General features: G+C 46.7%; 22 protein-coding genes. 7 read left to right on the plus strand and 15 right to left on the minus strand.

Annotated elements, in window-relative coordinates:
- Positions 1-65: 65 nt before the first annotated feature.
- Positions 66-2156 (plus strand): DNA primase, encoded by a 2091-nt coding sequence (gene dnaG, locus BUB52_RS04110; RefSeq protein WP_009122730.1) that lies wholly within the window; start codon positions 66-68, stop codon positions 2154-2156.
- A 2-nt stretch (positions 2157-2158) separates the two neighbouring features.
- On the opposite strand, the gene folE is transcribed toward dnaG, so the two are convergent.
- From folE to BUB52_RS04175, 13 genes are all read right to left on the minus strand, one after another.
- Positions 2159-2746 (minus strand): GTP cyclohydrolase I FolE, encoded by a 588-nt coding sequence (gene folE / locus BUB52_RS04115; protein WP_004288383.1) that lies wholly within the window; start codon positions 2744-2746, stop codon positions 2159-2161.
- Positions 2747-2783: 37 nt separating this feature from the next.
- Positions 2784-3242 (minus strand): SPOR domain-containing protein, encoded by a 459-nt coding sequence (locus BUB52_RS04120; protein WP_009122731.1) that lies wholly within the window; start codon positions 3240-3242, stop codon positions 2784-2786.
- Between the two features lie 99 nt (positions 3243-3341).
- Positions 3342-4097, minus strand: a complete 756-nt coding sequence (tpiA, locus tag BUB52_RS04125) for a triose-phosphate isomerase (RefSeq protein WP_009122732.1) — start codon at positions 4095-4097, stop codon at positions 3342-3344.
- 37 nt (positions 4098-4134) lie between these two features.
- On the minus strand, positions 4135-5427 hold the full coding sequence (locus BUB52_RS04130; protein WP_009122733.1) for a BT_3928 family protein: 1293 nt from the start codon (positions 5425-5427) through the stop codon (positions 4135-4137).
- Complete coding sequence (locus tag BUB52_RS04135; RefSeq protein ID WP_009122734.1) at positions 5417-5959, minus strand: DUF1599 domain-containing protein; 543 nt, start codon at positions 5957-5959, stop codon at positions 5417-5419. Before BUB52_RS04135 ends, BUB52_RS04130 begins: the two co-directional genes overlap by 11 nt.
- A gap of 121 nt (positions 5960-6080) precedes the next feature.
- Positions 6081-6950 carry a M23 family metallopeptidase gene (locus tag BUB52_RS04140; RefSeq protein WP_009122735.1) on the minus strand — a complete coding sequence of 290 codons (870 nt, stop codon included), beginning with the start codon at positions 6948-6950 and terminating at the stop codon, positions 6081-6083.
- 269 nt (positions 6951-7219) lie between these two features.
- Positions 7220-9316 carry an ATP-dependent DNA helicase RecG gene (gene recG / locus BUB52_RS04145; RefSeq protein ID WP_009122736.1) on the minus strand — a complete coding sequence of 699 codons (2097 nt, stop codon included), beginning with the start codon at positions 9314-9316 and terminating at the stop codon, positions 7220-7222.
- A complete protein-coding gene (locus tag BUB52_RS04150) occupies positions 9304-9975 on the minus strand; it encodes a 2-C-methyl-D-erythritol 4-phosphate cytidylyltransferase (protein ID WP_009122737.1) in 672 nt (223 codons plus the stop codon). Before BUB52_RS04150 ends, recG begins: the two co-directional genes overlap by 13 nt.
- 186 nt (positions 9976-10161) lie before the next feature.
- Complete coding sequence (locus tag BUB52_RS04155; RefSeq protein WP_009122738.1) at positions 10162-10707, minus strand: DJ-1 family glyoxalase III; 546 nt, start codon at positions 10705-10707, stop codon at positions 10162-10164.
- A 14-nt stretch (positions 10708-10721) separates the two neighbouring features.
- Entirely contained in the window at positions 10722-11534 is an 813-nt protein-coding gene (locus tag BUB52_RS04160; protein ID WP_009122739.1) for a TonB family protein, read from the minus strand.
- Positions 11535-11574: 40 nt separating this feature from the next.
- Positions 11575-11949 (minus strand): ExbD/TolR family protein, encoded by a 375-nt coding sequence (locus BUB52_RS04165; protein ID WP_009122740.1) that lies wholly within the window; start codon positions 11947-11949, stop codon positions 11575-11577.
- Positions 11950-12020: 71 nt separating this feature from the next.
- Entirely contained in the window at positions 12021-12737 is a 717-nt protein-coding gene (locus BUB52_RS04170) for a MotA/TolQ/ExbB proton channel family protein (RefSeq protein ID WP_009122741.1), read from the minus strand.
- Positions 12737-13450, minus strand: a complete 714-nt coding sequence (locus tag BUB52_RS04175) for a pyridoxine 5'-phosphate synthase (RefSeq protein WP_009122742.1) — start codon at positions 13448-13450, stop codon at positions 12737-12739. The genes BUB52_RS04170 and BUB52_RS04175 overlap by 1 nt, the downstream gene beginning before the upstream one ends.
- A 103-nt stretch (positions 13451-13553) precedes the next feature.
- Here BUB52_RS04175 and BUB52_RS04180 point away from each other — a divergent pair, with 103 nt between their 5' ends.
- Positions 13554-14423, plus strand: coding sequence for an NAD kinase (locus tag BUB52_RS04180; protein ID WP_009122743.1), 870 nt, complete (start codon positions 13554-13556; stop codon positions 14421-14423).
- 84 nt (positions 14424-14507) lie between these two features.
- On the opposite strand, the gene BUB52_RS04185 is transcribed toward BUB52_RS04180, so the two are convergent.
- Entirely contained in the window at positions 14508-17780 is a 3273-nt protein-coding gene (locus BUB52_RS04185; RefSeq protein ID WP_009122744.1) for a S41 family peptidase, read from the minus strand.
- Between the two features lie 145 nt (positions 17781-17925).
- Complete coding sequence (gene mdh, locus BUB52_RS04190) at positions 17926-18867, minus strand: malate dehydrogenase (protein WP_009122745.1); 942 nt, start codon at positions 18865-18867, stop codon at positions 17926-17928.
- A gap of 228 nt (positions 18868-19095) precedes the next feature.
- Between mdh and BUB52_RS04195 the strand changes: the two genes are divergently transcribed.
- The 5 genes from BUB52_RS04195 to BUB52_RS04215 all read left to right on the plus strand — a co-directional run bounded on the left by BUB52_RS04195 (position 19096) and on the right by BUB52_RS04215 (position 25043).
- Positions 19096-19974, plus strand: coding sequence for a hypothetical protein (locus tag BUB52_RS04195; protein ID WP_009122746.1), 879 nt, complete (start codon positions 19096-19098; stop codon positions 19972-19974).
- A 125-nt stretch (positions 19975-20099) separates the two neighbouring features.
- Complete coding sequence (locus BUB52_RS04200; protein WP_009122747.1) at positions 20100-21608, plus strand: TolC family protein; 1509 nt, start codon at positions 20100-20102, stop codon at positions 21606-21608.
- Complete coding sequence (locus BUB52_RS04205; protein WP_009122748.1) at positions 21605-22591, plus strand: HlyD family secretion protein; 987 nt, start codon at positions 21605-21607, stop codon at positions 22589-22591. Before BUB52_RS04200 ends, BUB52_RS04205 begins: the two co-directional genes overlap by 4 nt.
- 53 nt (positions 22592-22644) lie before the next feature.
- A complete protein-coding gene (locus BUB52_RS04210; RefSeq protein ID WP_009122749.1) occupies positions 22645-23823 on the plus strand; it encodes an ABC transporter permease in 1179 nt (392 codons plus the stop codon).
- Positions 23823-25043: an ABC transporter permease gene (locus BUB52_RS04215; RefSeq protein ID WP_009122750.1), complete on the plus strand. Its 1221-nt coding sequence runs from the start codon at positions 23823-23825 to the stop codon at positions 25041-25043. Before BUB52_RS04210 ends, BUB52_RS04215 begins: the two co-directional genes overlap by 1 nt.
- Positions 25044-25125 lie beyond the last annotated feature (82 nt).

Genomic DNA, 25125 nt, shown 5'->3' on the forward strand with positions numbered 1-25125 from the left:
TTTCCCGCCCCTGCAAAACTTTTTTTTGCAGGGGCTGATTTTATATGTAACTTTGTACTCGAATTATGATAGACCAACCCACCATAGACAGAATTCTGGACGCGGCACAAATATACGATGTCGTATCGGACTTCGTCACGCTGCGGAAACGCGGAGTGAACTATGTGGGACTATGCCCGTTTCACGATGATAAGACGCCGTCATTCTACGTGTCTCCCGCCAAAGGACTGTGCAAATGTTTCGCCTGCGGCAAAGGGGGCAATGCCGTACATTTCATCATGGAACATGAACAGATGTCTTATCCCGAAGCGCTGAAATACCTCGCCAAGAAATACGGCATCGAAATCAAGGAGCGGGAACTGTCCAACGAAGAAAAGCTCGCTCAGAGCGAACGCGAAAGCCTTTTCATCGTCAACCAGTTTGCCCGCGACTATTTCCAGAATATCCTGCGCAACCATGTGGACGGACGCAGCATCGGTATGGCTTATTTTCGCAACCGCGGATTCCGTGATGACATTATCGAGAAATTCCAGTTGGGCTATTGTACCGAGAGCCACGATGCCATGGCACAGGAGGCTATAAAGAAAGGATATAAGAAAGAATTCCTCATCAAGACCGGACTTTGTTATGAAACGGACGACCACAGACTGCGCGACCGTTTTTGGGGACGTGTCATCTTCCCCGTGCATACGCTGTCGGGTAAGGTGGTGGCATTTGGTGGCCGTGTGCTTGCCAGCGCCACTAAAGGGGTGAAAGTAAAGTACGTCAACTCACCCGAATCGGAAATTTACCATAAGAGTAATGAGTTGTATGGCATCTACTTTGCCAAACAGGCGATTGTAAAGCAAGACCGGTGTTTTTTAGTGGAAGGCTATACGGATGTTATCTCCATGCACCAATCCGGCATAGAGAACGTAGTGGCTTCTTCGGGCACCGCCCTGACACCGGGGCAAATCCGCCTGATTCACCGCTTCACCAATAACATGACGGTGCTTTACGATGGTGATGCAGCCGGCATCAAGGCTTCTATACGAGGTATCGACATGCTGCTGGAAGAAGGCATGAATATTAAGGTGTGCCTCCTGCCCGACGGAGACGACCCGGACTCTTTTGCCCGCAAACACAATTCGACCGAGTTCCGGCAATTCATACAAGAGCACGAAACGGACTTTATCCGGTTCAAGACCAATTTGTTGCTGGAGGACGCGGGTAAAGACCCTATCAAACGTGCCGAATTAATCGGTAATCTTGTACAAAGCATCTCGGTCATTCCCGAAGCGATTGTGCGCGATGTCTATATCAAAGAGTGCGCCCAACTGCTGCGCGTAGAGGACAAGCTGCTGGTTTCGGAAGTTGCCAAACGACGTGAAATGCAGGCCGAGAAGCGTGCCGAACAAACGGAACGCGAGCGCAGAGCCGCGGCAAGGAACAATATGGAAGCAACAGCCGCACAAGTTCCCTACACCGAAGGAGATGCCGCCCTTGCAACCGCCGACGGAACATCATTGCCGCCTGATATGGCTGCTGAATATGCCGACTCCCCTATCCCGCCGGAAGATAATTATGTCTCTTTCATTCCCCAGGAGGGAAAAGAAGGACAGGAGTTCTATAAATACGAACGGTTGATTCTTCAGATGATTGTGCGCTACGGCGAAAAGATAATGTGCAACGCAACCAATGAAGAAGGGCAGGAAGTACCTGTAAGTGTGATTGAATACGTTATTAACGATTTGAAGCAAGACGAGCTGTCATTTCACAACCCGCTGCACCGTCAAATTTTGACCGAAGCCGCCACCCATATACATGATGCCGGATTCACAGCCGAGCGTTATTTTCTGGCACATCCGGAAACAACCATCAGCAAACTGAGCGTGGAACTTATCAGCAACCGCTATCAGTTAAGCAAGTACCACTCAAAAAGCCAAAAGATAGTAACCGATGAAGAACGTCTTTATGAGCTGGTTCCGGCACTGATGATTAACTTTAAATATGCCATTGTCAGCGAAGAGTTAAAGCACATGATGTCTGCCCTGCAAGACCCTGCCGTAGCCAATGACGAGGAGAAATGCAACGCTATCATGAAGCGCTACTGCGAAATGCGCGAAGTGCAAAGTATCATGGCAAAACGTTTGGGAGACCGGGTGGTGCTCCCCTGACATTAAGAATTGTGACGGATAAGATTCATAAATTCCTCACGCGTCTTAGCCTGATTGAAAGCTCCCGTAAAGTCGGAAGTAGTGGTTATTGAATTCTGTTTTTCCACACCGCGCATCTGCATACACATGTGCTTAGCCTCTACCACAACCATTACGCCCAAAGGATTCAGCGTTTCCTGAATACACTCCTTTATTTGCAGCGTCATACGTTCCTGCACTTGCAGGCGGTGAGAGAAAATATCTACCACACGGGCAATCTTGCTCAGGCCTGTGATGTAGCCGTTGGGAATATAAGCCACGTGAGCTTTACCGTAGAAAGGCAACATATGGTGCTCACAGAGAGAAAAGAAATCAATGTCTTTCACAATCACCATTTGGTTATAATCTTCCTTGAACTTGGCGGAGCGGAGTACTTCGTGCGGGTCCATAGAGTAGCCCTTAGTCAGTGTCAGCATAGCTTTCGCCACCCGTTCCGGCGTCTTCAGCAGCCCTTCACGTTCAGGGTCTTCACCCAACAAAGTCAATATACGATGATAATGTTCTTTCAGTTCGTCCAATGAAGGAGATACGATTTCTTCTTTTCCTAACATGAGAAGATGGAATAAATGATGAATGATGAGTTATAAATTACAGAGGAATGTTTATCTGATCTTTCACAATAGACACTTCCTTAAAAACACCCGTCGCACGCAATTGGCGCATCATGGCGTCCGCTTCCTCAATACTGCGGAAATCGCCTGCACGGCACAACCAGCGGGGCGGATTGAAAGATGTATAAACGGGAAGGTCGGGAAAACGCTCTTTTATGTTGGAAGCCACCGAATAGGCTTCATTCTTGGCCTGACGGGTGTTATTACCGGCGTATACCTGTACGCGATAGCCCGAACTCTTAATCACTTTTTGGTCGTCCGAACCGGTAGGAATGTATTCAGAGCCTATCAAAGCCCCGATACGGGCATCCTGATGAATGGACACCTTACCCTGCCCCGGCACATTACGTTCCAGGCTTTTTACGATGTTATTCTGCGCCATAGATACAGCGGCAAAAGCAAAACATACAATTAAAAGCAAACCAAGTTTCTTCATAAAAGGGTGTTTTTATATAGTTGAAAAGCCAAGCTTTAAACATAAAGAGTCGGAAGTTGGCCATTCCCTATCAGGACGGCAACTTCCAACTCTTCGTTATTAATTAAAAGCGTCGATGATACCCTTGAAATCGGCAACTTTCAAAGCGGCGCCACCAATCAAACCACCGTCTACATCAGGATTTGCAAACAGTTCCTTTGCATTGGAGGGCTTGCAGCTACCACCGTAAAGGATAGAGCAGTTTTCAGCGATTTCCTTACCATACTTTCCTTCAACCGCCGAACGGATGAAAGCATGGATTTCCTGCGCCTGCGCCGGTGTAGCGGTCTTGCCTGTACCAATAGCCCAAACCGGTTCGTAAGCCAAGATAATCTTAGAGAAATCTTCTGCAGACAGAGAGAATACAGATGCCAGCTGAGCGGCAACCACTTCATTCTGTTTGTTAGCTTCACGTTCTTCCAGAACTTCACCGATACAGAAAATCGGAGTCAGTCCGTTAGCCAAAGCCAACTTTACTTTTTCTTCCAGGATTTCCACTGTTTCACCGTAATAAGCACGACGTTCCGAGTGACCGAGGATTACATACTTAGCGCCGGTAGAAGCAACCATAGCGGCTGACACTTCGCCGGTATATGCACCGGATTCCTTGTCCGCGCAGTTTTCTGCACCTACACCGATCTTAGCGGCATCCACCAGCGGAGTAACAGATGCGAGGTGAATAAACGGAGTACAGATGATTACATCACAGTTAGGCTTTTCGTTGGCCAACGCTTCATTCAGTTCTTTTGCAAGAGCAATACCCTCTTGAAGGGTTTTGTTCATTTTCCAGTTTCCTGCAACAATGTTTTTTCTCATTTTGTTTTAATTATTAAAGGGTTAATATATTTACTGTTTATTGCCGCTCCTTACTTTTCCTTTCTCTCCGCTTGATTACCAGAATATCAACGCCGATAACCAGCGTCAAAGGTACGATAAACCATAACAATACGTAGCCTATGGTATGCAAATTATTTTCCTGTTTCTGTTGCCCCAACTCCAATTTGTCCAAACTGTCGTTCAGCACATACTCATCCGGAAGCTGATTATCGCTCCATTTATTCAGGATTGTCCCGTCTTTTATCAATAATAAGCCGGGATTGGAACGGATAATCGTCTTTAGGGTAATATCATCCATTTGACAGAACGGATATTCCGCGCCGGTTCTTTCACGCCACATCCCGATTTCTTCATCCGGTGAAGAAGTCAGCGCATAGAAACCATAGCCATACTCCGCACTGTAATCGTAAATCTCGTTGATAAGGTCGATATTGCTATCGTCCGCTTCTTCTATCCGGTGGGCTACCAGTAAAAAAGCATATCCTTTATCTGACAGCACACTGTCCGTTATATCCTCACCCGTACCCAAGCTTATCATAGAGAAGTCGTGAATGGGCGGTTCATAACCTTTTTCTTTCAATACGGTACGTGTTTCAACAAAGGTCCATGTACTGTCCGGATAATTATCCAATGTAAACTCCTGCCGCCTGCCGTCTTTTTCCAACACGAAACGGCTCTCGAATACACTTGGTTTCGCGCCTTCGGGAATCTCCATGCCCGCCTTTATGTTCGTTCCGATCTTATAAGGGCGGAAGTCCAATACCGGCAAATATTCCAGACAATAAAAAGAGAGCGCAAAGACGAATAAAAGCGTATATAAAGATACCATCCACTCTATCTTCAGCGTAACAAAGCGGAACATGAGTTTCCGATCCCTGAACACCGCTATCGCCGCAACCAGCAATACTATGTTCTTTCCGAATGTCTGCCAGTTCGTCAACACCCAGGCATCCCCAAAGCATCCGCAGTCGGATACGGGATTTGCCAAAGCAAGATACAACGTCAGCGGGGTCATTACACTCATTAGAAGGAGCGCCAATGTCGACGCGATTTTCCGACGAACCCCGAAAAAAAGGAAAACTCCCACACAAAACTCCGCGGATGACAGAACTATGGCAAAGAGTAACGGAAGATATGCGGGAAACCATGAAATGATACCGAATGCCGTCAGATAATCCTGAATCTTATAAAAAGAGCCGAGCGGGTCGACAGCTTTCACAAATCCGGAGAAGATAAACAGTGCCGCCAGCAAAAAGCGGCAGGTATTTACCCAGACGAGTTTTATGATATGTCTTCTCTCAGTCTCCAAACTCTATCTTAATCAAACCAAACACGGAATAATTAATCATGTCCATATAATTGGCGTCGACACCTTCCGAAACCAGTGTCTGACCGGACAAACTTTCAATTTGCTTTGTACGATATATCTTCATCAATATCAAGTCCGTATACGAACTGATACGCATACTGCGCCAAGCCTCATCGTAATCATGGTTCTTGGCAAGCATCAGTTCCAATGATTCTTTCGCATATTTATCATATAAGACCATTGCTTCTTCGTTCGTTATGTCCGCAGATTCGGCATAGCCCGACTCCAACTGTATCAAACCGATGATACCGTAATTGACAATAGCTATGAACTCCGAACGAATGCCTTCGTCCACCAAAGTCACACCTTTAGTTTCAATGCTTCGAATACGATTGGCTTTAATGAATATTTGATCGGTTACGGAAGCCGGACGAAGAATACGCCATGCAGGACCGTAATCATGAAGTTTCTTAGAGAACAAATCACGACAAATAGCAATGACATGCTCAAATTGTTGCTTGGTATCTTTCATATCCTTACAAATAGACTGCAAAGTTAGGAATAATTAAAGAAAAAAGAAAAGAGGGCACTCTAAATTATATTAAAGCGCCCTCTCCTATAGAGATTGTTTACGTTTAGAGAGTATTTTCGTTTTATGAGCAACGCAACACCTGTCCCGGACGGAGAATTGTTCTCCGGGTAATACGGTTCAGTTTGCAAAGCTTGTCGATGCTTGTACCCTGACGGGATGCAATCTTGGATAAGGTATCGCCTTTCTTCACTTTATAGAAGAGACCTTCACCCGACGCCATACTGCGGGCCGTACCGGAAGTGCCTTTGGTCTTACGGAACGTATAAGAATCGGCAACAACGTCTTGCTTTTCAAAATCGAACATCAATGCGGGATTGATAGGAATTCCCAAAAAACGGGTTTCAAAATGCAGGTGAGAACCGGTAGAACGTCCGGTATTACCACCCAATGCAATAGGTTCTCCGGCCTTTACCAACTGGTTTATATCAACCAATTGCTTGGATAAATGTCCATAGACCGTTTCCAAGCCGTTATCATGGCGGATAACGACATATTTACCGTATCCGCGACGGCCTTGATTCTTAACGATACGTACCTTACCGTCAAACGCGGCACGGATCGTATCACCTACATATACTTTAATATCCAAACCGTAATGCGCTCTTCTTCTGCGAGGGCGATAGCCGAATACGTCAGTAATACGGGTATGTTCGGTAGGCATACAGAAGCCTTTCAAGTCAAAGGTATAACTTTCCGGCACGATAGCATTGCCATAAGCCTGCACAAATTCATTATTCCAGCTCGGATACAAATCCAGCCCCGGATACAAAGACTGTTCCGCACGAATTTGTTTCTGCAAAGCCAATGAATCTACGCTTTTAAGTTTTCTGTCAATGGGGGCTTGGCGGGCAATCAAATCCTGCGAGAAAGAGTTCAGGCTGACCATTGCCGTTGCTGCTAATAAAGCCGTTCTAATCCAATTAAAATTCATTCCGTTTCGTCATTCATTTCGATATCCGTAGAGCATATCTGGTGAATCAACCACACCTATTCTTACGCGAATATCCAGATTATTTTCAAAAATTCTCCCAAAGGTAACATTTCTCTCCGAAAAGGCGCTTGTATCATTAACTATTTTTTTGAAGCAGTAAGAATAAAAGCAGAGAATAACAGCAGATAAATCACTAACAACAAATAACTTACACTACAAACATGTTTAACAACATAAACTTGCAAATAAAGCGTATGTTTAACCGTTTTTCAGCTTATAGCCGCCCAATTAACGTTTGTCTTTCGCAAGGCTTTCAGCTGTCGCCACAGTATCTCATTTTCAGGAAGAGAAGCATTCGGGTCCTTATCTACAATGGCTTGGGCAACCTCACGAACATATTGCAAAAGTTGTCCGTCACGGGCTATATCCGCTATTTTTAAATCAAAAGCAATACCGCTCTGCTGAGTTCCTTCCAAATCACCGGGCCCACGCAGCTTTAAATCGGCTTCGGCTATCTCAAAACCGTCATTCGTGCGCACCATGATTTCCAGACGTTTCCGGGTATCTTCCGCTAATTTATAACCGGTGACCAATATACAATAAGACTGGTCGGCTCCACGCCCTACACGACCGCGAAGCTGATGAAGCTGAGAAAGTCCGAAACGTTCGGCATTCTCTATTATCATCACAGAAGCATTAGGCACATTCACACCTACCTCAATAACTGTGGTGGCAACCATTATCTGCGCCTCACCGGAAACGAACAACTGCATTTGCGCATCTTTTTCGGCAGGTTTCATTTTTCCATGTACTTTGCAAACCTTGCAATCGGGAAACTCTTCACAGATGTGCAGATAACCTTCTTCCAAATTCTTGAGGTCAATCTTCTCACTCTCCTTGATTAAAGGATAAACGATATAGACCTGGCGTCCTTCATCAATCTGTTTACGCACAGAACGATACAGGCTTACACGATGGCTGTCGAACTGGTGGATAGTAGCAATCGGCTTTCTTCCCGGAGGAAGCTCATCAATAACCGATACATCCAGATCGCCATAAAGCGTCATTGCCAACGTTCGCGGTATGGGGGTTGCGGTCATTACCAGTATGTGAGGCGGCTGTACGCTTTTTGTCCACAAGCGGGCACGCTGAGCTACGCCAAAACGATGCTGTTCGTCGATGACAACCAGACCCAATGATGCAAAGTTCACGGTATCTTCAATGACGGCGTGCGTACCGATAAGTATCTGTACATCTCCTGTCAGCAGGCCGGAAAGAATGGCTTCCCTGCGTTTGCCTTTGATTGAACCGGTCAACAGCTCAACCCGTACATCCATTCCATACAACAGTTCACGAATCGTTTCGTAATGTTGATTCGCCAATATTTCGGTAGGTGCCATCATACATGCCTGATAACCGTTATCAAGTGCAATCAGCATGCTCATCAACGCAACCAATGTTTTTCCGCTACCCACATCTCCTTGCAGGAGACGGTTCATTTGCTTACCCGATCCTAAGTCCCGCCGTATTTCCTTCAACACGCGTTTCTGAGCGTTGGTCAACTCAAAAGGAAGATTACGGGAGTAAAAACCGTTGAACGTCTCGCCTATTTTCTCAAAGACATACCCCCGGTATTTACGTTGTCTGTCTTTGGCATAACGCAGTATGTTCAGTTGGACATAAAACAATTCCTCGAATTTCAGACGATATTCCGCTTTTCTCAGCGCATCCGGACTAACCGGGAAATGAATATTCAGCAAAGCATCCGTCAACGGCATCAGATGGTGTTCCGCCAACAAGGCAGGAGAAAGCGTTTCCGGCAAAGGTTCATTCAACTGCCGGACAATGTTTTTCATCATCTTCTCCATGGCGTGCGAATTGAGAGAGCTCCGCTTCATCTTCTCCGTCGTATTATAATAGGGTTGCAAACCCATAGCAGACAGTTTCAGCTCGGAAGCCGGGTCTATATCCGGATGGGCAATGTTTATCCTGCCATTAAAGACGGAAGGTTTACCGAATACGATATATTCCTGATGAACTTTATACTTCCCTATCAGATATTTGATGCCTTGAAACCAAATCAGGTCGACTACCCCCGTACCGTCTGAAAAGTGCGCTATCAATCTTCGCTGCCGTCCTTCACCGGCTGTTTCAAAACCTAAGATTTCCCCTTTTAGCTGGATATAAGGCATCGTACCGTCTATTTCCTGAATGTAATAGATACGGCTGCGGTCTACATATTTATAAGGGAAGTAGTATAATAAATCATGGAAGGAAAAGATGCCCAATTCCTTATTAAGCACCGAAGCACGTTGCGGCCCGACGCCCGACAAATATTTTATGTCACGCGTAGTTAAATCGAACATGAATCCAAAAGGGCGGTAGCTATTTTCAAATCAAAGGGAGTGGTTATTTTAATGTTTTCCCGATTACCTTCCGTCAGATAAACAGGCTTGCCTAACGCCTCAACAACCGAGGCATCGTCCGTGAAATGCGGAGTATAAGGCTGTTCATAGGCCTGTTTCAGCAAATCCGCATCAAACACTTGCGGAGTTTGCACCAGTTTGTATTCGTCACGGCTGACTGTTTCACTTCCTTCGCCGACCAAATGACGTACTGTCTCCACCACGTCTATCACAGGAATCACCGCCTGCTTTCCGGCTGCCAAGGAATAACAACGTTCTATAACTTCCCGGGCTACAAAAGGGCGGACACCATCATGCACCCCGACCAAGCCCGGTGTTGTAACAAATTCCAAACCGTTCTTCACCGAATGAAAACGTGTTTCTCCACCGTCTGCGATATGATGAGGGATTGAAAAGTCATGTTTCCGGCACAATTCATTCCAGTAAGACTGCTGGTTGCGCGGAAGCACCAATATTATCCGTATCTCCGGATTGTAAGCGTAAAAGGCTTCTATGGTACGCATCAATACAGGTTTTCCTCCTATCGGAAGAAATTGTTTGGGAAGTTCGCATCCCATACGCAAACCTTTACCACCGGCTACAATCAGAACATACTTCATTGGAATTACGGATTTTGAGTATTAAAGAAACCGTGTAAAAAGCTCTTAATGTTTTTTAGGCACGGATTACACGGATTCCATCATCTTAGTTTATTTAATCCGTGTGTTCCGTATAATCCGTACCTAAAATCCTATCATTATGTAAATACCTATGCGCTTTTCACACAGTTTTTTCATAATTTATAATCAGACAATCATCGCTTCCTTCAACTCCGCGACTTTATCCTTGCCTTGCAGCAATTCCACGACAGCCAAAGCAAACTCCATTGCGGCACCGGGACCTTTTCCCGTGATAATATTACCGTCTCTTTCCACCATCGCCCCGGTGCAGTCAGCGCCTTCCAGATATTGCTCGAAGCCCGGATAACAAGTAGCCTTCTTACCTTTCAACAGTCCCAACTTACCAAGCACCATAGGAGCGGCGCAAATGGCGGCAATCGGTTTCTGTTCTTCGGCAAAACGTAAAATCAATCTGCGCAAATCATCACATTTTTCCAAGGTGGCCGCACCCGGCATACCGCCCGGAAGCAATATTAAATCAGCATCGAAGAAGTCACAGTTCACTATATTCTTATCACAAAGCACCGGTACACTATGAGCGCCTGTTACAATTTCGTCAGGAGTCACTGTAATCATTTCCACATTCAAACCTGCACGTCTCATTACATCGACAGAAGTGAAAGCCTCTATTTCTTCAAAACCGTCTGCAAAAAACACATAAACTGTACCCATAATAGTTTCTCCTCTTATTTTAGATTAAAATAATACGTTATCGTTCCTGTCTGGTTATTCAACCCGCTTACAGTATTGAACCTCGCTTTCTTCGCCGCATCTTCGGCCGCTTTCCGCAAAGCGGGGTTTACAGTATTCGTCTGGCGGTTGATACTGGTTCCGATGACCTGTCCGGCAGGGTTTACAGTAATGGTAACCACTACTTTTCCTTCATCCTGTACATTATATACAGGACGCGGCAAGCCGCCTTCGCCTATAGAACGTCCGCCAAGATTAAAAGTTCCATATCCGCCGGTTCCGGCTGTCGCTCCCCTCGAAGAATTCCCCGTAGGGCTTCCCTGCACGCCGGTTCCTTCCGTAGAACCTTTACTACCCATTTGCGCACCTTTACCGAAAGCTCCCGCTACACGTTTGCGGGTAGCTTCTTCGGCTGCTTTCCGTTCGCGTTCCGCTTTTTCAGCAGCAAGTTTACGAGCCTCTTCGGCTTTTTCAGCCTCGGTCTTTTCGGGTTTCTTTATTTCTTTCTTCTTTTCTTCCGCTTTAGGCTTTATGGCGACGGTTTCTTCATCTTCCTGCGTCAACATCTCTTGCTCTGCCTCTTCCGGCACTTCCGGAGCCGCTTCTTCCGGCATAGTCTCCACTTCTACCAAAGAAGGATCGGCAACGCCCCAGGCATCGGACGTTTCTCCCATCATCACAGGCACACCGCCTTCCTCCGACTGTTCAGGCAACGTAAATCCTACCAGTATCAAAAGGGCAATGACAACAACGTGTACCAACAGCGCCCCTGCCAATCCTATATATTTTCCTTTCTTCTTCTGATTCACCGTTTCGATTTACGATTTAACTATTTACGATTGAAACCGTTTACTTATTCTCAGGCGGGCGTGTAGCCAACACCATTTTGAAGTGGTTCTCATTAGCGATATTCAGCACTTTCACAATCTCCCGATAAGGAACGGATTCATCAGCATACAACGCCACATACATTTCGGGTTCTTTCGCTGCGCACGATTGCAGGAAAGGAGTCAAACCATCCAAAGTCAACGCCTGTTCCTTGTCGTTACCGAAAGCCGCGTAATAATTCAAATCCTTATCGATGATAACCCTTGTCAGCGGCTTGGCGGATGTCTGCTGTTTTCCCTGCGGAAGCAATACCTTGATTGCATTCGGCGATACTACCGTAGAAGTAATCATAAAGAAAATCAACAGCAGGAATATAACATCCGTCATGGACGCCATACTGAAATTGGGCGATATTTTTGCTCTACGTTGTAACACGCTCTCCTATTTATGATTTATAACTTATGATTTTATTTGGCAGGCTCGTTCAGCAAGTCCATGAAAGCCATTGTCTTGGCTTCCATCTTGTTTACGACACCATCCACCAGCGTCACCAGATAATTATAGGCAAACATAGCGATGATACCCACAATCAGACCGCCTACGGTGGTAATCATAGCCTCGTATATACCGCCCGAAAGCAGAGTTATATCGATATTATTACCGGCATTCGCCATTTCAAAGAAAGCGCGTACCATACCGGTCACCGTACCCAAGAAACCGATCATCGGAGCACCGCCGGAAATGGTAGCCATGATAGTCAGTCCTTTTTCCAACTTTGCCACTTCGATATTACCTACATTTTCTATGGCAGCCTGCACATCGTTAACCGGACGTCCCAAGCGGCTGATACCTTTCTCTATCATACGGGCGGAAGGCGTATTGACGCTGCGGCAATAAGCGATGGCAGCCTTAATCTCACCACCCAGAATATAATCCTTGATTTTATCCATAAACATAGGGTCTTCCTTACCCGCCTTACGGATAACGTAATTCCGTTCAAACAAGATATAGAAGCAGATAACGGAGAGAACTCCGAGAACTATCATAATCCAACCGCCCTTGACAGCCATGCTCCATAAATTCATTTCATTGGGAGCGGCAACAGGAGTAAGTACCGGATTGGCACCGGCGATAGAATCGGCCAACGCCGGAGCCGCCTGGGCTAATAACAACATAAGATTCATCAGCGGAGACAGTTTTTATATTCCTGAATGGTGCGTTCCAATCCCAGATACAAAGCATCGCTAATCAGCGCATGACCGATGGAAACTTCATCCAGCCAGGGTATGTTTTTATAGAAATAATTCAGATTCTCCAAGCTCAGGTCGTGACCGGCATTCAGCCCCAGTCCCAGGCTGCGCGCTATTTTGGCCGCTTCCACAAAAGGAGCTACCGCAGCTTCCTTTCCTTTCGGGAATGCCGTAGCATAGGGTTCGGTATAAAGCTCCACACGGTCTGCGCCGGCTTTGGCGGCATACTCTATCATCTCCGCATCGGTAGACACGAATACAGACGTGCGGATACCCGCGGTATTGAACGCTTCCAGTACTTCCGTCAGAAATTCAAGGTTGGTTTTCGTATCCCAACCGGAGTTGGATGTCAACTGAGTGGGACTGTCCGGAACCAATGTCACCTGATGCGGCTTTACCTTCAACACCAAATCTATAAATTCGGGGGCGGGATAACCCTCTATATTAAACTCCGTACGCAACAACGGACGCAAATCGAAAACATCCCTCTTACGGATATGCCTTTCGTCGGGGCGCGGGTGCACCGTTATACCGTCGGCGCCAAAGTTTTCACAATCCAACGCTACTTTTACAACATTAGGCACATCGCCTCCACGCGCGTTACGTAATGTTGCCACTTTATTGATATTTACACTTAATCTAGTCATAATTCGGCTTATAGTTTGGGGCAAAAGTACAAATAATAGCAATATGTTGGCAGCATTCTGAGAAAAAAACTATTTTTGCATCCTACAAAAACAGAAAACAATTATGAAATTTGCCATATTCGGAAATACTTACCAGGCGAAGAAGTCATCGCATGCCGAAAACCTTTTCCGCCTGCTGGCTCAGCGCAAAGCACAGCTCTGTGTCTGCCGCGAGTTCTACAATTTCCTGACTTCCGACCTACACCTCAACATCCCCTCCGCCGAATTGTTCGACGGTGACGATTTCTGCGCCGATATGGTTATCAGCATCGGCGGTGACGGCACGTTCTTGAAAGCCGCCAGCCGCGTCGGCAAAAAGAATATTCCCATTTTGGGTATCAATACAGGACGTCTCGGCTTCCTGGCCGACATATCGCCCGAAGAAATGGAAGAAACGATTGATGAAATTTACAACAACCACTATAAAGTAGAGGAACGCAGCGTATTGCAGTTGAAGTGCGATGACGAAAAACTAATGGAATATCCTTATGCCCTGAATGAAATAGCCGTCCTGAAACGCGACAGTTCATCCATGATCAGTATTCATACGGCAATCAACGGAGCGCATCTTACCACTTATCAGGCTGACGGTTTGGTTGTAGCCACCCCTACGGGCTCTACGGCTTATTCATTGAGTGTCGGCGGTCCGGTCATCGTTCCTCATAGCAAGACGATTGCAATTACTCCCGTTGCCCCTCATAGCCTGAACGTACGTCCCATCGTCATCTGTGATGACTGGGAAATCACGCTTGAAGTAGAGAGCCGCAGCCACAACTTCCTCGTAGCCATCGACGGACGGAGCGAATCATGCAAAGAAACCACACGGCTCACCATTTCACGTGCGGACTATTCCATAAAAGTAGTGAAACGCTTCAATCATATCTTTTTCGATACGTTGCGGAATAAAATGATGTGGGGGGCGGATGTAAGATAAAAAAAGGAAGTTAACTTCGCGCCAACAACGAAGTTAACTTCCTTATATCAAGATGTTAACTAATTATCTACCTTTCAGTTAACTTCATTCAGGCTTCGATGTTAACTGCTTCAGCAGATGTTCCACCGCAGCTTTCAATTGCACATCATCCCCGTTTATCGCCTCTTCCGGAGTATTGTATATCAAAATATCCGGTTGTAAAGTATGGTTTTCCAGATAATTACCCTGCATATCCATACAACCCACCTGTGGAATGCCGAACACGATACTCGGATCGATCTGGCGTTCCCACCATACGGCTGTCATCGTCCCGGCAACAGGAGTGCCCACCAATTTACCGATACCCAAAGTCTTGTAAACAAAAGGAGTACCATGGGCATTGCTGTAATTGTCCTCGCAAACCAACATACAGGACGGTTTCAACCATTTATTAAACGGATCGCTGCCGATATACTGCCCGCGCGGCACAAAGCGTTCATATTCTTTTCCGCCAAGTAATGTCACCACATCATCGTGCAGCCACCCGCCACCATTATGACGGACATCCACCACTACCGCCTCTTTGTTACGGTTACGTCCCAGCAATTCGGAATACATCTTACGGAAACTCGGACTATCCATTCCCTTGATATGAACATAACCGATACGTCCGCCGGACAGTTCCTCTACTTTCTTACGGCAATTCTCCACCCACCTCTTATAAAGGAGTTCGCTTTGCGCCGCATAAGTAATCGGTTTAACCGTCTCTTCAAAGCGTTTCTTCGTACCCGGGTCATAAACCGAAAGAATCGTTTTACGATTAGCCTTACCCTCGAGCAACGGGAAATAATCCATACCCGCCTTGACAGCCACACCGTCTATCTTCTCGATTATACAACCGGGCTTGACGTCGGTTTTCTTTTTGGTCAGAGGACTTTGAGCGATGATTTCCTTGATTTTCAGTCCATCACCGGCATACGATTCATCATAGAATACGCCCAATGCAGCCGTAGGCAGCGTTGCACCGGAAGCATAATAACGCGCTCCCGTATGCGAAGCGTTCAGCTCACCCAGCATTTCACTCAGCATTTCCGTAAAGTCGTAGTTATTATTGATATATGGCAAGAAGCGTTTATAGCTCGCCTTATAGCCCGTCCAGTCCGTTCCCTGCAAATCTTCCACATAGAACTTATCATCCACCTGTTGCCAAACATGGTCGAAAATATACTCACGTTCTCCATAAGGACGATAATCGAAGAAGGCCTCAAACTCAATCGGAGTAACTTTACCGCCCTCTGTCTCTATTTTCTTCATACCTTCGCTGCTGCAAAGGAAAATATTCTTTCCATCCTTATCAGGCAACAAAGCACCCGCGCCTACATCTTTCAAAAGAACCTTGGTTGAATTTTCTTTCAAATCATGCTTCCAAAGGTCGTAACCGTCTTCAAAAGTAGACAGGTAATAAAGCGCATCCCCTTTCGGAGTAAGTACGGCATCCGCCATGTGCGAAGAATTAACTGTCAGACGTACAATGCGGTCGAAGCGATTTTCCAAATCAAATTTCAAAGGCTCCGCCTTCTTTTCTTTCGCTGCATCCCCGTCCTTTTCTGTCTTATCACCTTTCTTTTTGGAATCTTTCTTCTTATCCGCTTTTTCCTTTGCTTCCTTTTCCGCTTTTTCGGCCTCTTCCATCAAAGCGGTTTCTTCTTTACTCATCAGGAAGCGGTCATAAGCCTCGGCATCGAAGAACATGATATAGGTATCATCTTCGGCTCCCCAACTGCCATGGCTGCGATATCCGGCACGGTCGCTCGTCCAAATCATCGCTTTTCCGCCTAATACCCATTTGGCGTTACCGTCTGTATAGCCACTTTCGGTCAGGTTTATCATTTCTCCTTTTCCGTCGGCATTCAGCAACACGACATCCTTATTGTTCCAACCGCCGATGCCTATAAAATCAGAAAGAATCCACTTGCTGTCAGGACTCCACCGGAACCACTGGTCGCCGTCGGAATAAGAGTACTGATACTTGGCATCCATTACGGTACGTACATCTTTCGTCTTTAAGTTGATGACACGGATAGCCGCACGGTTCTCCAGAAATGCCACTTCTTTCCCATCGGGACTGTACTGCAGTTGGAAAGAGGTCACATCCGAATCGGTCAACCGTTCCTCTTTCAACTCCGTAGCGTATGTAAACTGTTTTTCATCCTTACGGACAATAGCGGAAGTATAAAGCTGCCAGAGCCCGTTACGCTCGGAAGCATATACCAACGAACGGCCGTCGGGAGCAAAATCAACATCACGTTCCTGACAAGGCGTATTTGTAATCTGTTTGGTGGTTTTATAGTCAACCGAAGTTACATACACATCTCCACGAAGCACAAAAGCCACTTCCTTGCCATTAGGCGATAAAGCCATTTCCGTTGCCCCGCTACTCTTAATCTGGCGAATCAAATCCTTGTCGCTTCTGTCGGAAACAATGCTGATATTTACTTTCCGAGGCTCTCCTCCCGGAGTCAAGGTATAAATTTCCCCGTCATAACCGTAACAAAGCCTGCCGTCGGCAGCAATGCTGAGGAAACGCACCGGTTGCTTGGTATGACGGGTGACCTGCGTGGCGGAAGTTGCGCCGGGAGTACGCTGATATACGTTGAAAGTTCCGTTTTCTTCACTCAGATAATAAAAAGACTTTCCATCGGGCGCCCAAACCGGTTCGCGGTCTTCACCGCCAAATGCAGTCAGTTGCCGGTAAGCGGGTTTTTCATCCGGTGTATACATCCATATGTCACGTGCGATGGGCGATACCTGATGCTTACGCCAATAATCTTCATAGCCTTTCTTATCCTGATAAAGTATCGTCCCTTCCTTATTAATAGAAATGCGCTCCATCGGCATCGGCGAATAAAGGACAGGACGGCCGCCCTCTACCGACACTTTATATACTTGCCGGAATTGTCCGTTGGAAGGGAAAAGAACCGTTTCGGCAGACGGCATAATATCCGCGGAAAACAGAATATGTCCGGCATCGCTAAATGCCACAGGGGTTTCGCTCCCCGAATGGGTAGTCAGCCTGCGAGGCTCGCCGCCCTCTTTGGAAACGATATAGACATCCATGCTTCCCATACGGTCGGAAGCGAAAGCGATACGTTTGCTGTCAGGACTCCATACCGGCTCCGTATCATGGGCCGGATTGGTAGTAAGCTGCATAGCACGTCCACCGCCGACCGGCACTGTGTAAATATCGCCTTTATAAGTGAAAGCAATCGTAGTCCCATCGGGAGAAATGGCGCAATGACGCATCCAAAGCGGAGCATCCTGCGCAAAAGTAAAGCTTGCCATACAGGCAGCGGCAAGGGTTAATAATAGTTTTTTCATATAATAAGTGTTGTTTTCCGCCGTTTGTCATTCAGAGCATAACGAACGGCATTAGGATAATGGAAAAAAATGCAAAAGCCCCACGACTTTTCCTTTCCGGTAAAAGTTCGTGAGGCCTTACTTATACTTTAAGTTACCCCCTCAATCAGAGAGCGCCTACTTCTTTCAGAGCAGCGTTTGTTTTGTGAACGGCAGCAGCGCTGGCAGCAAATTTAGCTTTTTCATCAGCGTTCAGTTCCAGTTCAACAATCTTTTCGATACCGTTCTTGCCGAGGATAACGGGAACGCCGATACAGATATCGGACTCACCGTATTCACCTTCCAAATATACAGAGCAGGGAACCATCTTCTTTTGGTTGTGGATGATAGACTCAACTACATAAGCGCCTGCCGCACCCGGAGCGTACCATGCAGAAGTACCCAGCAACTTAGTCAGCGTAGCACCGCCCACCATAGTAGAAGCAACTACTTCGTCCAGTTTTTCCGCGCTCAACAGCGTGCTTACCGGTTGGCCTTTGTAAGTAGCCAGACGAGCCAAAGGAATCATAGTAGTATCACCGTGACCGCCGATAACCATACCTTCCACTTCGTTGGCATTGCAACCCAGAGCCTGAGACAAGAAGTATTTGAAACGAGAGCTATCCAAAGCGCCGCCCATACCGATGATGCGGTTCTTAGGAATACCCAAAGATTTCAAAGACAGATAAGTCATAGTATCCATCGGGTTAGAGATAACTACGAGGATAGCATTAGGAGAATATTTCAGAATGTTCTGCGCAACCGACTTAACGATGCCTGCATTCACGCCAATCAACTCTTCACGAGTCATACCCGGCTTACGGGGAATACCTGAAGTGATTACGACAACGTCGGAATTGGCAGTCTTCTCATAATCGTTGGTACAACCTACAATAGTGGTGTCGAAGCCCAACAGCTGAGCAGTCTGCATCATATCCATTGCTTTACCCTCTGAAACGCCTTCTTTAACATCCAGCATTACCACTTCGTCAGCCACTTCATTAAAGGCTAACACATTAGCGCATGTAGCACCTACGTTACCTGCACCTACTACGGTTACTTTTGACATAATTTCTAAAGTTTTTGTTTATTAGTGTTCTATAAAGTTGCCACAAAAGTACAACGACATTCCTGATTAAAGAAATATTTCCGTAATAATTTTAGTTAAATGAAGAATTTGATAGTAGTTAGTGGTTAGTGATTGGTGATTAATGATTATTTTTGCGGTGATTTACGATTATAGGGGGAAGCAACCCGTCTGTTAATCGCCAATCGTTAACCACTAAACACCATCAAAATGGCCAATAAAAAAAATACGCTTCAGATTATCATCGGAAGTCTTTTGATACTATTATTAATAGGTGTCACCGTGTTATTGATTTCGGAGAAACGAACCAACAACGAGTTGGTACAGGAGTTCAACCTGGAAAAGGAAGACCTGGAAAACCAATATACCGACTTCGCCAAACAATATGACGAACTGAAACTTACCGTTTCCAACGACTCCCTTTCCGTACTTCTGGAGCAGGAGCAGCTGAAGACACAACGTCTGTTGGAAGAGCTCCGTACCGTAAAAAGTACCAATGCCACCGAAATTCGCCGCTTGAAAAAAGAACTGGCGACCCTTCGTAAAGTAATGATCGGCTATATCAACCAGATAGACTCCCTGAGCCGTCTCACTACCCACCAAAAGGAAGTGATAGCCGATGTCACCCGTAAGTATAACGTCGCCTCACAGCAAATCAGCAACCTTTCCGAAGAAAAGAAAAACCTGAATAAAAAGGTTACGCTCGCAGCTCAGCTGGATGCTACGAACATCAACATCCAGGCTACCAACAAACGAGGCAAAACAGCCAAAAAGGTGAAAGACGTCGTTAAACTGAAAATCAACTTCACAATCGTCAAGAATATAACCGCCGAAACCGGAGAACGCACGCTCTACGTCCGTATCACCAAACCGGATAATGACGTACTGAGCAAAAGCGCTTCCAACACATTCCCGTATGAAAATCGCGAACTGGTATACTCCATCAAGAAATATATAGAGTATAACGGCGAAGAACAGCATGTTACGGTTTATTGGGATGTCGAAGAGTTTCTGTATGCGGGAAGCTATCGCATAGACATATTCTCGGACGGAACGCTCATCGGTTCTCAATCGTTCAACTTGGATTAAGTTCTAAAAAAGCCCTAATTTATTTTGCAATATCATTGAAACCCTATACATTTGCATCGTTGTTTATGCAATTATTGTTGCTTTATTAAACAACGGATTCACTACTATTCTAATGTATAGATACAATGAAAAAGTTCTTCTGTTTCATCTGTTTGACCTGCCTGACGCTTCCAGCGGTTGCACAGGACGTTTTAAGCTTGGATAGTTGCCGTGCATTGGCAATTGCCAATAACAAGGAACTGCTGATCGGTCAGGAAAAAATCAAAGCGGCGCACTACCGGAAAAAAGCGGCGTTCACGAGCTATCTGCCCCAAATATCCGCTACCGGCGGATATATGCGCAATCAAAAAGAGTTTTCTCTGCTGAATGATGCGCAGAAAGGCGCGCTCGGCTCCGTAGGAACACAAGTAAGCGGCGCGTTACAGAACGGTATTCAAGGTATGATAACCCAATACCCGCAACTGACACAAAACCCGCAATTCATGGCGCTCGTCCGGTCATTGGGCAACATAGACATTGCCACTCCGCTGAATGGATTAGGACAGTCGCTTGTCGATGCCTTCCGTACCGACACACGTAACATGTACGCCGGGGCATTGACACTGACCCAGCCATTGTATATGGGCGGTAAAATACGCGCTTACAACAAGATTACCAGATATGCCGAAGAACTGGCGCGCCAACAGCACAACAACGGGATGCAGGAAGTCATTCTAAGTACCGACCAGGCATATTGGCAAGTCGTATCTCTCGCCAATAAAAAGAAATTGGCGGAAGGCTATCTTGAACTTTTGCAAAAGCTGGAAAGCGATGTAGACAAGATGATTGCCGAAGGAGTAGCTACCAAAGCGGACGGATTGTCTGTCAAAGTAAAAGTAAACGAAGCCGAAATGACACTGACAAAAGTGGATGACGGTTTAAGCCTTTCCAGAATGTTGCTATGCCAGCTATGCGGATTAGACCTCAGTACCCCCATTGCTTTAGCGGATGAAAAGGAGGACGACTTAACCCTTATTCCGGCAGACAACAGCAGTATCGATATAAATAGTGTATATGCCACACGCCCGGAAGTACGCAGCCTGGAACTCGCCACTCAAATCTACAAGCAGAAAGTGAACGTCACCCGTTCGGAGTTCCTGCCGTCCGTAGCCCTCATCGGAAACTATATGGCAACGAATCCTTCCGTATTCAACAGTTTTGAGAACAAATTCAAAGGTATGTGGAATGTAGGCGTCATGGTCAGTGTACCTATCTGGCATTGGGGAGAAGGTATTTATAAAGTAAAAGCCGCCAAGTCCGAAGCCCGTATCACCCAATATCAACTGGACGACGCCAAAGAAAAGATAGAACTGCAAGTCAGCCAATCGGTTTTCAAAGTAAACGAAGCAGCCAAGAAACTTATCATGGCCGAAAAGAACCTGGAAAAGGCAGATGAGAACTTACGCTACGCCACCCTCGGATTCGAGGAAGGAGTAATCCCGGCAAGCAACGTATTGGAAGCGCATACCGCCTGGCTGTCCGCCCAGTCGGAGAAGATAGACGCCCAAATAGACGTGAAACTGACGGACATCTATTTAAAGAAGGCAACGGGAAGTTTAAGGGTTGAAAATTATAAATCTGAAATCATAAAATGAATACAAAATCACAAAACAGTAACATGTTGCTGGCATTCCTCACTTTAACGGGAGTGATTGCCATCGTTGCTCTGGTGGGTTTCTTCATGCTGCGCAAGGGACCGGAAATCATACAAGGCCAGGCGGAAGTAACAGAATACCGCGTATCGAGCAAAGTACCGGGGCGTATCCTGGAGTTCCGGGTGAAAGAGGGACAAAGCGTACAGGCCGGAGATACGCTTGCCATTCTTGAAGCTCCGGACGTACAGGCGAAACTGGAGCAGGCACGTGCCGCCGAAGCCGCCGCGCAAGCCCAAAACGAAAAGGCGCTGAAAGGCGCCCGCCAAGAACAAATACAGGCAGCCTACGAAATGTGGCAGAAAGCCCAAGCAGGACTTGCCATAGCAGAGAAATCGTACAAGCGTGTAAAGAACCTGCACGACCAGGGAGTAATGTCCGCCCAAAAGCTGGATGAAGTTACCGCCCAGCGCGATGCCGCGCAAGCCACCGAGAAAGCCGCCAAAGCCCAATACACCATGGCAAAGAACGGGGCGGAACGTGAGGACAAGGCCGCCGCGGCAGCTTTGGTGGAACGGGCAAAAGGAGCCGTCGCCGAGGTAGAGTCATACATTAAGGAGACTTACCTGATAGCCCAAACCGCCGGAGAAGTCTCCGAGATATTCCCAAAAACAGGCGAGTTGGTGGGTACAGGTGCCCCCATCATGAATATCGCCATTATGGACGACATGTGGGTCACTTTCAATGTGCGCGAGGATTTATTGCAAGGATTGGGTATGGGAACCGAATTTGAAGCCTTCATCCCCGCCCTTGACAGGAACATCCGGCTGAAAGTATACTACATGAAAGACCTCGGCACATACGCCGCCTGGAAAGCCACCAAGACTACCGGACAATTCGACTTAAAAACATTCGAAGTAAAGGCGTCTCCGCAGGAGAAAGTAGAAGGGCTGCGTCCGGGAATGAGCGTGATATTGAAAAAGTGATGAGGTAATACAAAGATGATAAGGTGGTAAAGTGATAAGGTGAGAGAACGACAATGGAGAAGAACAATAAATACATGGCCTTGTGGAATGTGATGAAACGTGAGTTTCGCCGTCTCGTTTCACGCCCGCTCTACCTGTTCTGCATGGTAGTAGCGCCCCTATTCTGCTATATATTCTTCACGACATTGATGGATTCCGGTTTGCCCACCGATATGCCGGTCGGCGTGGTAGACCAGGATATGACTACCACCTCACGCCAACTGGTACGTAATCTGGACGCTTTCGAGCAAACGGCAGTCGTAGCTCACTACCCCACTATCGCCGATGCGCGTATCGCCATGCAGAAAGGAGAGATTTACGGCTTCTATTACATCCCCGAAGGGACAACCGCCAAAGCACAAGCCCAGCGGCAGCCCAAAGTATCTTTCTATACCAACAACACGTTGCTCATAGCCGGTTCATTACTCTTTAAAGACATGAAGATGATGAGCGAACTGGCATCCGGAGCCGCCGCACGCACAACACTATATGCCAAAGGCGCTACCGAAGACCAGGCGATGGCATTCCTGCAACCGATTGTCATCGATACTCACCCGCTGAACAATCCGTGGCTGAACTATTCCGTATACCTGTGCAATACCTTTGCTCCGGGCGTACTGATGCTGCTCATCTTTATGATAACCGTCTACTCCATCGGCGTAGAAATCAAAGACCGTACCGCCCGCGAATGGTTGCGTACGGGTAACAACTCCATCTGGATTTCCCTTGCCGGAAAGCTGCTGCCCCACACGGCTGTATTCTTCCTTATGGGTATATTATATAATGTGTATCTGTACGGCTTCCTGCACTTCCCCTGCAACAGCGGAATATTGCCGATGCTGTTCGCCACCCTCTGCCTGGTATTGGCTTCGCAAGGCATGGGCATACTGATGATAGGCACCCTCCCCACACTGCGTTTGGGACTGAGCTTCGCTTCCTTATGGGGCGTGCTGTCGTTCTCCATGTGCGGACTGTCGTTCCCGGCTATGGCGATGCACCCCGTACTGCAAGGTTTGGCCAACTTATTCCCCCTGCGCCACTACTTCCTTATCTATGTAGACCAGGCTCTGAACGGCTATCCCATGATTTACTCATGGATGAATTATGTGGCATTGCTTATTTTCATGATGCTTCCCTTCCTCGTTGCCCACAGGCTGAAAGAAGCATTGATATACTATAAATACGTACCCTGATGAAACAGCTGACGTTCAAACAGAAAGTCGTACAAGGCATACACGACCTGTTCTATATATGGAAGCAGGAATTCCGCACCACCTTTCGCGATCAAGGCGTGCTGATTTTCTTTGTGCTTGTCCCGTTGGTGTATCCGTTGATATACTCTTTCATCTATACCAACGAAACAATTCGTGAAGTACCTACCGTAGTCGTGGACAACTCGCGCAGTTCACTGAGCCGGGAGTATCTCCGGAAAGTGGACGCCAGTCCGGAAACAAGCATTGTGGCTCATTGCGCCGATATGGAAGAAGCCAAACTCATGCTGAAAGACCGCAAAGCTTACGGCATTATTTACATACCCGCCCATTTCAGCGATGATATAGCCCGGGGCAAACAGACACAAGTCAGCATTTTCTGCGATATGAGCGGACTGCTTTACTACAAGGCATTACTGACAGCCAACACCAACGTGTCGCTCGCCATGAATGCAGACATTAAAATGAAACGCGCCGGCAACACCACCGCCCGTCAGGATGAAATAACAGCCTACCCCATCGAATACGAAGACGTAGCCATCTTCAACCCGACCAATGGATTTGCCGCTTTTCTGATACCTGCCGTACTCATATTGATTATACAGCAAACGCTCCTGCTGGGTATCGGCTTATCCGCCGGAACCGCCCGTGAGCAAAACCGATTCAAAGATTTGGTTCCTATCAACCGTCATTATAACGGTACGCTCCGTATCGTAATGGGAAAAGGATTGAGTTATTTTATGGTATATTCGCTGGTGGCTGTGTATATATTATGCGTGGTTCCCCGCCTTTTCAGCCTCAACCAGATAGCGATTCCCGGTGTGCTGACTCTCTTCGCCCTGCCCTATCTGGCAGCTTGCATCTTCTTTGCGATGACGGCATCCATTGCCATACGCAACCGGGAAACCTGTATGTTATTGTTTGTATTTACCTCCGTACCGCTATTGTTCCTCTCCGGCATTTCATGGCCGGGCGCCGCAATGCCCGAATTCTGGAGATATTTTTCCTATATCTTCCCTTCCACTTTCGGAATCAACGGCTATGTACGCATCAACAGTATGGGAGCCACTCTCAACGAAGTATCGTTCGAGTATCAGGCTTTATGGATACAAACAGGCATTTACTTCCTCACCACTTGTCTGGTCTATCGTTGGCAAATCATACAAAGCAGAAAGAAAGGAGTGATAAGTTATAAGTTATGAGTTATAAGTGATTAAGGATTGGTTGTAAGTAAGGGAATTGTGAATCGAGGGTATCACTAATCACTTATAACTCATAACTTAT

This window comes from Bacteroides clarus YIT 12056, from assembly GCF_900129655.1.
In the GTDB taxonomy this organism is placed as follows: Bacteria; Bacteroidota; Bacteroidia; order Bacteroidales; family Bacteroidaceae; genus Bacteroides; species Bacteroides clarus.